The sequence below is a fragment of the Oscillibacter sp. genome, from assembly GCF_032060045.1.
Classification (GTDB): domain Bacteria; phylum Bacillota; class Clostridia; order Oscillospirales; family Oscillospiraceae; genus Oscillibacter.
Map to the genome: position 1 here is coordinate 100,627 of NZ_DAMBZJ010000006.1, position 8,267 is coordinate 108,893.

10 protein-coding genes and 1 other RNA gene are annotated in these 8,267 nt (G+C 46.0%); 6 read left to right on the forward strand and 5 right to left on the reverse strand.

Going from position 1 to position 8,267, the window contains the following annotated elements; all coding sequences use genetic code 11:
- The 6 genes from smpB to RT018_RS04235 all read left to right on the forward strand — a co-directional run.
- Positions 1-348, forward strand: a 348-nt coding sequence (gene smpB / locus RT018_RS04210) for an SsrA-binding protein SmpB (protein WP_312939577.1), incomplete at its 5' end; no start/stop codon positions are given.
- A 79-nt stretch (positions 349-427) separates the two neighbouring features.
- Positions 428-967 carry a peptidylprolyl isomerase gene (locus RT018_RS04215; protein ID WP_312939580.1) on the forward strand — a complete coding sequence of 180 codons (540 nt, stop codon included), beginning with the start codon at positions 428-430 and terminating at the stop codon, positions 965-967.
- A 41-nt stretch (positions 968-1,008) separates the two neighbouring features.
- A complete protein-coding gene (locus RT018_RS04220) occupies positions 1,009-1,764 on the forward strand; it encodes an SDR family NAD(P)-dependent oxidoreductase (RefSeq protein ID WP_312939583.1) in 756 nt (251 codons plus the stop codon).
- Between the two features lie 167 nt (positions 1,765-1,931).
- Positions 1,932-2,294: a transfer-messenger RNA gene (gene ssrA, locus RT018_RS04225) on the forward strand.
- A gap of 189 nt (positions 2,295-2,483) precedes the next feature.
- Complete coding sequence (locus RT018_RS04230; protein WP_312939585.1) at positions 2,484-3,305, forward strand: DNA adenine methylase; 822 nt, start codon at positions 2,484-2,486, stop codon at positions 3,303-3,305.
- A gap of 11 nt (positions 3,306-3,316) precedes the next feature.
- Positions 3,317-4,777: a hypothetical protein gene (locus RT018_RS04235; protein WP_312939586.1), complete on the forward strand. Its 1,461-nt coding sequence runs from the start codon at positions 3,317-3,319 to the stop codon at positions 4,775-4,777.
- Positions 4,778-4,810: 33 nt separating this feature from the next.
- On the opposite strand, the gene RT018_RS04240 is transcribed toward RT018_RS04235, so the two are convergent.
- From RT018_RS04240 to RT018_RS04260, 5 genes are all read right to left on the reverse strand, one after another.
- Positions 4,811-5,038 carry a hypothetical protein gene (locus tag RT018_RS04240; protein ID WP_312939587.1) on the reverse strand — a complete coding sequence of 76 codons (228 nt, stop codon included), beginning with the start codon at positions 5,036-5,038 and terminating at the stop codon, positions 4,811-4,813.
- Positions 5,035-6,012: a hypothetical protein gene (locus RT018_RS04245; RefSeq protein WP_312939588.1), complete on the reverse strand. Its 978-nt coding sequence runs from the start codon at positions 6,010-6,012 to the stop codon at positions 5,035-5,037. The genes RT018_RS04240 and RT018_RS04245 overlap by 4 nt, the downstream gene beginning before the upstream one ends.
- A gap of 126 nt (positions 6,013-6,138) precedes the next feature.
- On the reverse strand, positions 6,139-6,897 hold the full coding sequence (locus RT018_RS04250) for an FtsK/SpoIIIE domain-containing protein (RefSeq protein WP_312939590.1): 759 nt from the start codon (positions 6,895-6,897) through the stop codon (positions 6,139-6,141).
- Positions 6,881-7,483 carry a hypothetical protein gene (locus RT018_RS04255; RefSeq protein WP_312939592.1) on the reverse strand — a complete coding sequence of 201 codons (603 nt, stop codon included), beginning with the start codon at positions 7,481-7,483 and terminating at the stop codon, positions 6,881-6,883. The genes RT018_RS04250 and RT018_RS04255 overlap by 17 nt, the downstream gene beginning before the upstream one ends.
- A 78-nt stretch (positions 7,484-7,561) precedes the next feature.
- Positions 7,562-7,846 carry a hypothetical protein gene (locus RT018_RS04260; RefSeq protein WP_312939594.1) on the reverse strand — a complete coding sequence of 95 codons (285 nt, stop codon included), beginning with the start codon at positions 7,844-7,846 and terminating at the stop codon, positions 7,562-7,564.
- Positions 7,847-8,267: the final 421 nt, after the last annotated feature.

The window sequence follows — 8,267 nt, forward strand, 5'->3', positions numbered from 1 at the left end:
CGGGCCGGAACGCTGAACCTGAAGGATGCCTGGTGCTCCATTCAAGAAGGCGAGCTGTTTGTCAACGGCATGCACATCTCCCCCTATGAAAAGGGGAACATCTTTAACCGCAACCCCGAGCGGGTCCGAAAGCTTTTGATGCACAAGTCGGAAATCCGAAAGCTTCAGACCCTTGTGAAGCAGGACGGGTATACCCTCATTCCCCTGTCCGTCTATTTCAAGGACGCAAGGGTGAAGCTTGAAATCGGCGCCTGCCGCGGCAAGAAAAATTACGACAAGCGGGAAACCATTGCCAAGCGGGACGCAGAGCGGGAAATGGACCGCCACATGAAGGAGCGAAACCACTGAGCCCATCGGTGCGCAATCACCGGCTCCTCACAACACGTGATACACGCTTAAAAACCCCAAGGAAGAAAGGAATTTTGATATGTCTGAAACAAAAAACCCTATTGCCACCATTACCATGGAAAACGGCGCGGTGATGAAGGCGGAGCTGTACCCCGACAAGGCCCCCAACACAGTGAATAACTTTATCGCACTGGCCAACTCCGGCTATTACGACAAGCTGATTTTCCACCGTTGCATTCCCGGCTTTATGATTCAGGGCGGCTGCCCTCAGGGCACCGGCACTGGCGGCCCCGGCTACTCCATCGCTGGCGAGTTCTCCGGCAACGGTTTTGCCCAGAATGATCTGGTTCACACACTGGGTGTTTTGTCCATGGCGCGAACCATGGCTCCCAACACCGCAGGCAGCCAGTTTTTCGTCATGGTGGACGATGCTCCCCATCTGGACGGCCAGTATGCCGCCTTTGGCAAGGTCATTGAGGGCGCGGATGAAGCCGTGCGCATCTCCAAGGTGAAGGTGGATTTCAGCGACAAGCCCAAAACGCCGGAAGTAATCGCCTCCATCCGCGTGGACACGCAGGGTGTGGAGTACCCCGCACCGGAGAAAACGGCCGAGCGCTAAGCGCAGCCGCTGCCTAATTTCCAAGAAAAGGAGCGCGTTTTATGAAAATCGCCATCGTCACCGGCGCGTCTTCCGGGCTGGGCCGGGAGTTTGCCCGTCAGCTCATTTCCGAATACCCCGAGGTGGAGCAACTCTGGCTCATCGCCCGACGGCGCGACCGGCTGGAGGAGCTGGCAAAGTCCCTCCCCCGTCCGGCTTTGTGTCTTGCGTTGGATTTGTGCGACCCCATGAGCTTTACCGTGTTGCAGGAAAAGCTGTTGTCCGAGCAGCCGGAGGTTCTTTTGCTGGTGAACAACGCGGGCGTAGGCTATTGGGGCAAGCTGGGCGAGACAGAAACGGTGCTTCAAACCCGCATGATCGATCTGAACCTGCGGGCACTCACAGCCGTCACAAGCCTGACGCTCCCCTATGTTCCCCGGAGCGGGCGGATTCTGAACGTGTCCTCCATCGCGGCCTTCTGCCCCAACGCCCGGATGACGGTTTACTCCTCTACTAAGGCGTTTGTCTCCCACTTCACCGTGGGGCTGGGCGAGGAGCTTCGCGGGCGCGGCATCTCCGTCACCGCCGTGTGCCCCGGTCCTATGGCCACGGAGTTTTGTGACACGGGCGGAATCACCGGCAACTCGAAAATGTTTGAGCTGCTTCCCTACTGCGACCAAGTTCGGGTGGCTCATGGCGCGCTGCTGGCGGCAAAACACCGCAGGAGCATCTATACCCCCACGGCGTTTTATAAGTTTTATCGGCTGGCAGCGAAGCTGACGCCGATGAAGCTGATGGCAAAACTGACAAAAACATAAATTTCATGAAATTGTAACATACTTCCTAGTGGGAGTATGTTATAATTTCAAAAGAGCAATCCGCATTCAGATCCAAGCGCCCATTTTAGCTGTCCGAAAAGGTCCGCGTCATTTGTTTTTCGCCGCCGTGGTGGAGCGGCGGGCAGAGCGGACGCACGGCAAGATATGGGGGTGTACCGGTTTCGACGGGGATATGGAGGCGGGACCAGCGGGCGGATGCGCCTGTCATCCAAAAAACGGGCAAATTATAAATTAAACAACAATAATACTGTTGCTTACGCTGCCTAATTAGGCAGCCGTCCGACCCGGAAGGACCGCGAGCCGGGAAGGGCGTCGTTTAGCGGTAAATGTGCGTACGCAAAGCTTTGCGCGTGCCATAAATTATGAAGCTTACCTGACCCGCCGGCGTGACGGCTTGCCAGCGGAGAGGGGAACAGGGAGAGTAAGACTCCCACAATAACCGCCTGCGCCCGGAGAACGTCTCGTTAAAGTGTTTTCGGACGGGGGTTCAACTCCCCCCACCTCCACCAAATGGACATTACACGAACACCTACTTTTTTAAAGGCGGCTTTGCTGTTACGGTGTGGCTATAATGTCAAAACAGAAAACGAGCAAGCAAGGTTTATCGCCTTGGTTGCTCGTTTTTTTCATAACGCTATTTCCTTTCTCTTGCGATTTATGTTACAATGGGAAAAACTAGTGTTAGTTGGTGAAGCTTTATGGGGATATCCTACTCTCCGTTGCGTTATCCAGGTGGAAAAAGCCAGATGTACGATACGATTTTAAGTATATTAAAAAAGAATAATCTTCAAGGGTGTCATTATGTAGAGCCGTTTGCTGGTGGCGCAGGAATCGCTATACGTCTTTTATTGGAAGGTGTTGTAACCCAAATAACCATCAATGATTTTGATAACGCCATATACTCGTTTTGGTACAGTATTGTGTATCAAACAGAAGAATTTATTTCAACAATTGAAAGAACCCCTATTACCGTTGAAGAATGGGATCGCCAAAAAAACATCTATGTGAACGGCAGTGATCATTCATCATTAGAATTAGGGTTTGCCACGTTTTTTCTTAATAGAACAAATCGTTCTGGAATATTGAAAGCTGGTCCTATTGGTGGTTTTTCACAAGATGGTGATTATAAAATTGATTGTCGGTTTAATAAATTAAGGCTTATTGAATTAATTAGAAGAATTGCTACTTACAGAACACAGGTTAATGTTTCGAATTTAGATGCCAAAACTCTAATTTCCAATTTTCGAAATGATCATTCTTTCTTCTTTATAGACCCTCCTTACTTTAACAAAGGAAAGAAATTATATACAAACTTTTTCGAATTGAAAGACCACAGAGAATTGGCAATTACCATTGAAGCTAAGCTACACGGTGTTCCTTGGATTATTACTTATGATGTTTGCCCCGAAATTAGAGAGATATATTCCCACAGAATTGTGGATAAATTGTCACTCAATTATAGTTTGCAAGAGAAAAAAAGGGCAGAAGAATTTCTATTTTACAACAATTTGGTGATTTAAGGTGATGGATAATGGGTGCACTAAAATCTATTAGTATTAAAAAGTTAACCGTATGGACTGATAATCCACGAATGGCAAACGAACAAATCTTAACCGAGACAGAGGCTATTCAAATTCTCATTGATGAGGTTGGATTGGCTAAAATGAAAGTTTTAGCCAAAGACGTGTTTACCAATGGTCTGAACCCTCATCGCCAAATAATTGCTGTATCCAATAACAACGGAACTTATAACATCTATGATGGAAACAGAAGAGTATCTATTATTAAGAGTGTTCTTTGGGGAGATGCTCGATTTTCTGGTATAGAGAATTCAGTCGCTTTAACACTTGATAGCAAAATACTAGTATACATAACAGATGAAACGGAAGCACTTCGTCTCATCGAGGTAGAGCACACTGGTGAAGCAGAGGGGCGTGGACAGATACCTTGGGAAGCATTTCAACGCGACTACGCGTTTAAACACAATAATAAAGAAGCAGTGTATCCATATGCTTATGAAGTAAGTAGAATTTGTAACTTAAATCGAAAATCGGATTTTAAGAAAGTACCATATACTGACTTAGATACTATTTTTGGAAATGAAATAGTTAAGGAACTATTTGGGATCAACGATGACTGGGACTTTAATAACACCGACTTTATAAAAGAAGTTTACCAAAGATTGTGTGATGCAAAAACAAGCATTCCTTACTCGCGTTATCTTCCTCGTCTTAAGGGCGAAAAAGAGGTTGCAGAATTTACAAAACGCCTTTTTCCCGACACAAGAAAAGAAGTTGCACAGCAACCACAAGCCGCTTCATCTTCATCGCCCAATAAATATGAATATACACCTACTTCGGAACAAACATCACATGGAAGTGGCACAGATGGAACACCTCCTCCAACTGATGCAAAAGCAGACGCATCTACTAGCGAATCAGCGAGCAGGAAAAATAATAGTTATAAGGTGAACCCTGCCCTTTTATTTCAGTGGAGGGGGAAGGGCGTAAATATCGATCACGCTGTCTTTAAGCCCACCCTAGAATTTTCAATAGGACTTCAAATAAATACAGATATGGAACTGCGGCGGATTGCACCGTATCTTTATAGAGTTTTGCTAGAAATGGCATTGCGGCATTGGTGTAACTGGTATCGTTCTAACGAAAGTGTGTTCAATACAAATAGCTTATCCGACTATAATAAGATTAAGGATTGTTTGTTTGGAACAACTTCTTCAGAGGTGTCATTTATAAGTGAGAATAAAATTAAATACATTATTTCAGTATTAGAAAGCATCAAAAAGCCGACTCAAAATTCCGCGATAAGAGCCTGCTTTAAGGGCAGATCAGACCAAGCATATGCAAATATGGTTGGTGAGCTTAACGAAATTATCCACGGCTCAAAAGAATATATAGATAAGAGTACATTGGAAAAATATGATCAAATGATTTTAAATTATCTCGTTGCACTATCAATTTCTTTGAACGATTGATTATATCTCTTACAGTGAAAGAGCAGCCAAGGGTCACCTTGACTGCTCTTTTTGTAATTCTGATTTATGTTCGTTTTTCTGGTTCTGCCACTCCTCAAACGCCTCTTGCCCCTCCTCACTATCATAAAACTTGCGTATCTCCGGGACAAGAAACCGGGCAAAGGACTCAATGATGGATTGCGGCAGCTCTACATCATAGGGGCTTTTCCGCTTTTCGTGATTTGCTAGTGGGGGTGTCCCGGTCTGCTTGTGGCTCGTCATTCTTCCAACTCCCACTTTTTCGGCAGCGGATGCAGATATTCTGATGTTGCGAACTCGTCAAATTTGCCATAATCATAGAAAAAGAGCACTTTATGTATGCGCCTGATAAGCGCACCCCATACAAGCGGAGTTTCTATTCTGGCAGTTGAGTATTGAAGTTCCAATGGAATATTACTGATGATGTAGACCTTTGTAAAACAGGCCACCCGGTTTGCGTAGCGGCATGGGAGCATAAGTGGGTAGCCATCCAGATAGTTATTGAGGTCTTGAATACGGAAACCGCCGCAAAACTCGTCCAGCAGAAGAACATCTTCACATTGGTATTTGTCAAAGCAGCCATGCTGATAGCCTGTGATCTGACAGACATTTTCATAACCATACTTCTCCATTACATACCGCGTTTTCCCAAGGCCAGTTGCACCGTTGATATAGGTTACTTGCAGTGTCCGAAACTTTGCACGGTATTCTTCTGCAATCAGCTCCTGTCTTACTTGCTCCAAGGTAGTACGATATCGCATCATGTGGGTTTGAGCGCGGATAATATCTAAAACATCGTGGCCATCTGCAAGCATTTCATAGGCTGTGTCCCAATCCGTACGCTGGCCGGGTGTTTCCATAGGTAGTTCGCCATGCTCCTCGAATGTGTTGGGGAGACTGGTATCTGCCTTTTTATCCTCAGCCCATTTCCCGGATTTTTGAACATAAGCGCGATTTTCTGCACTGCTGGCCTGTGCTGGTTCTATATGAGCTGTTGGAAACAATCCTTTCACCGTAGAAAAACGGATGGCAGCGGTTTTTGCCACAAAGAACACATGGGTATGAGGTGTTTCTTCCTTTAGCCCGATTTCGTCAGCCATACACCAATACTTTAGCTGCATTTCATCAAGTGCAGCGCGTATTTTATCATGTGTCCAATCTTCGTCGGGGTTGTTGATCGTAAGCTGATACTTTCTGTGCCGGGTATCCTTTTTCAAATATTTCACTTCCTTCGCATAATAATTTTGCGGTACAGGGTACAAAGGTGTCTGGGTAATACTAGCCAGACACCCGCGCCCGCCCGCCTTACGCTTCGCGCGGCGGGCGGCGCGGGGTTTTCTGCGTTAGGATAATGCCGCGACACAAAGCTGCTGCACTCTCTCCATATCCCGCACCATTGGCACTTTGATAAAGTGCAGCTTCGATCCTTGCAGCAGCACAACGCCCTCACCTTGGCCAAATGTACGCCCCTGCACTTCATCCTTAAAATCTGGCAGCAGCATTTCATAGATACTTTTTATGGCCGCTCCAAGGACAACTACACCACCATAATTAAGGCGTGAGCCAGCGGGGAAAGCGATTGCATCTGGGCGCTGCATGGTAGCAATGAGGCGCACAGACAATGAACGCCCAAGCAAAAGTATTTCGCTAACCTTGTTCATCACCACCGCAGCGGCTTTTTTGTCCTCATTGGTGAGCGCCAAGATATTTGCCATGTACTCATCCCAAATAAGCGTAACCGGGTGTCTGCTTGCGTCCTCGCCTGATTGACGGGAATTTAAGCAAGTGTGAACGGCATCTAACGCTTGCAGCGTGTCCTTATAAGAGTAGTAGCGGGGACAATCTCGTAGATAGGCAAAATTGTCATCTCCCTTATAGTCGGCAAAATGGAATACTCCATCCGGGCAAGCGGAAGCTATCTTTGCAAATACGGAACTTTCAAAGTAGCTTTTCCCGCTGCCGCTCATGCCGCAAATCAGCATATGACTATTTGCTTTAGGTGATATGTCGATGCAAATAGGGGCTTTTCTGCCGTATCCGTTCCATGTGTCCAATTCATATCCAAGTACAAGGTTTGGTGTAGCATCAAATCTCTTCATCATACAGCACCTCCCGTCTACTTCCACCAATACCGGGAACCGCTCTCAATACAATTAAGTTGCGGTTTCTTTCACCCCTGCCGCCATATCTGATGTCCACGACACAAAAATTGAGCGCGTCTTCCACGTCCTCTCTGCGCTTCTCCCATGTGGACTTTGATAAGCCTAAGGAGAAAAACGTCCATTGGTGTACATCGCTGTGTCTAATTCTTATATGGGAAATCAGTTCTGGAGGGGTTCCAGCGTAGCTAACCAGCCCAATTTGAAATAGTGCTGCCGACACCTTTTTTGCGTTTCTAGGCGTAGAAAGTATCACCATTAGCGTAACAAGAAACAACACGAAGACTGATATGAGTAGCAGCGACAATCCGTAATAATACACCCTCGCCAACAACGCATTGCAGTTTAAAATGAGAATAAATTTTTTTCGGAGGCCCCATACCAATGCAAAAGCACCACACAGAACAAAAAACGGAACCATCATCCAAGGACGGCTCGCCAAGGTTTTCACCCAATCCAGCCAGCGCAATCTCAAAACCTTGCTCTGCCGCTGCTTCTGCAATAGCTCCCTATCTGTAAAATCGTTCATATGTTTTCCTTTCTGTCTTACGACCGTCCGCGCCGCCGGTGGGGAGATATATCCCCACCGGCGCAACGCTGTACATCGTTATTGTGCAGAGATATTAATGTGCTTACTGCCGCCGCTGGCATTGGTTGCCGGAACGATCTTGATACTTTCAGGCTTGCCCCGGTTGGTAAAAGCTACATCTAAGGTATCTCCGGGCTTCAGGTTTTCGGGAAGCGGGAACTCATTTCTCAAAAAAAGCTTATCAGTTTGTTTCCCCACTACACCTTGCTCATCAAAAGCTATAAATAATTGCACCCCCTTTACAGATGAATTGTCATTTCCTGTAAAGTCAAGATTTCTCATGCCCATTAAAAGGACTGTCATAAATAATCCCTTTCTCCCCGTATGAAGCCGATAGGACAGCCTTTTTATTGAAGCCGTCGCTTCTTTTTCCAGCTGGTAGATAAAGAATAGTAAAGTTTTGTCGGCCGACTAAAATTATCTTAGCGATATTTTCTCGTATCGCCAAGAGCACAAATAAATAATACCCGATACATTTTAGAATTTTTCGATACATTAATTTTATATTGCTTATATTGCTTATATTGGTTATATTGCTGAGATCTGCTATATTTAATAGAAAATGGAGTTGATTTGAATGAATGAAAGTAATGCGAAGCAAAAAAATCGATTAAGGGAGCTTCGAGAACTTGAAAATGTGACTAGAGCGGAAATGTCGCAAAAATTTCACATGAGCGAACACACTTTAAAAAGTATTGAAAATGGAAATAGAGGGTTTTCCGTT

Bases quoted from the DNA above. Each gene is read 5' to 3' on its own strand.
- RT018_RS04230 (WP_312939585.1), top strand. From the start codon at position 2,484: ATGGGGATATCCTACTCTCCGTTGCGTTATCCAGGTGGAAAAAGCCAG.
- RT018_RS04215 (WP_312939580.1), top strand. From the start codon at position 428: ATGTCTGAAACAAAAAACCCTATTGCCACCATTACCATGGAAAACGGC.
- RT018_RS04235 (WP_312939586.1), top strand. From the start codon at position 3,317: ATGGGTGCACTAAAATCTATTAGTATTAAAAAGTTAACCGTATGGACT.
- RT018_RS04255 (WP_312939592.1), bottom strand. From the start codon at position 7,483: ATGAACGATTTTACAGATAGGGAGCTATTGCAGAAGCAGCGGCAGAGC.
- RT018_RS04250 (WP_312939590.1), bottom strand. From the start codon at position 6,897: ATGATGAAGAGATTTGATGCTACACCAAACCTTGTACTTGGATATGAA.
- RT018_RS04240 (WP_312939587.1), bottom strand. From the start codon at position 5,038: ATGACGAGCCACAAGCAGACCGGGACACCCCCACTAGCAAATCACGAA.
- RT018_RS04220 (WP_312939583.1), top strand. From the start codon at position 1,009: ATGAAAATCGCCATCGTCACCGGCGCGTCTTCCGGGCTGGGCCGGGAG.
- RT018_RS04260 (WP_312939594.1), bottom strand. From the start codon at position 7,846: ATGACAGTCCTTTTAATGGGCATGAGAAATCTTGACTTTACAGGAAAT.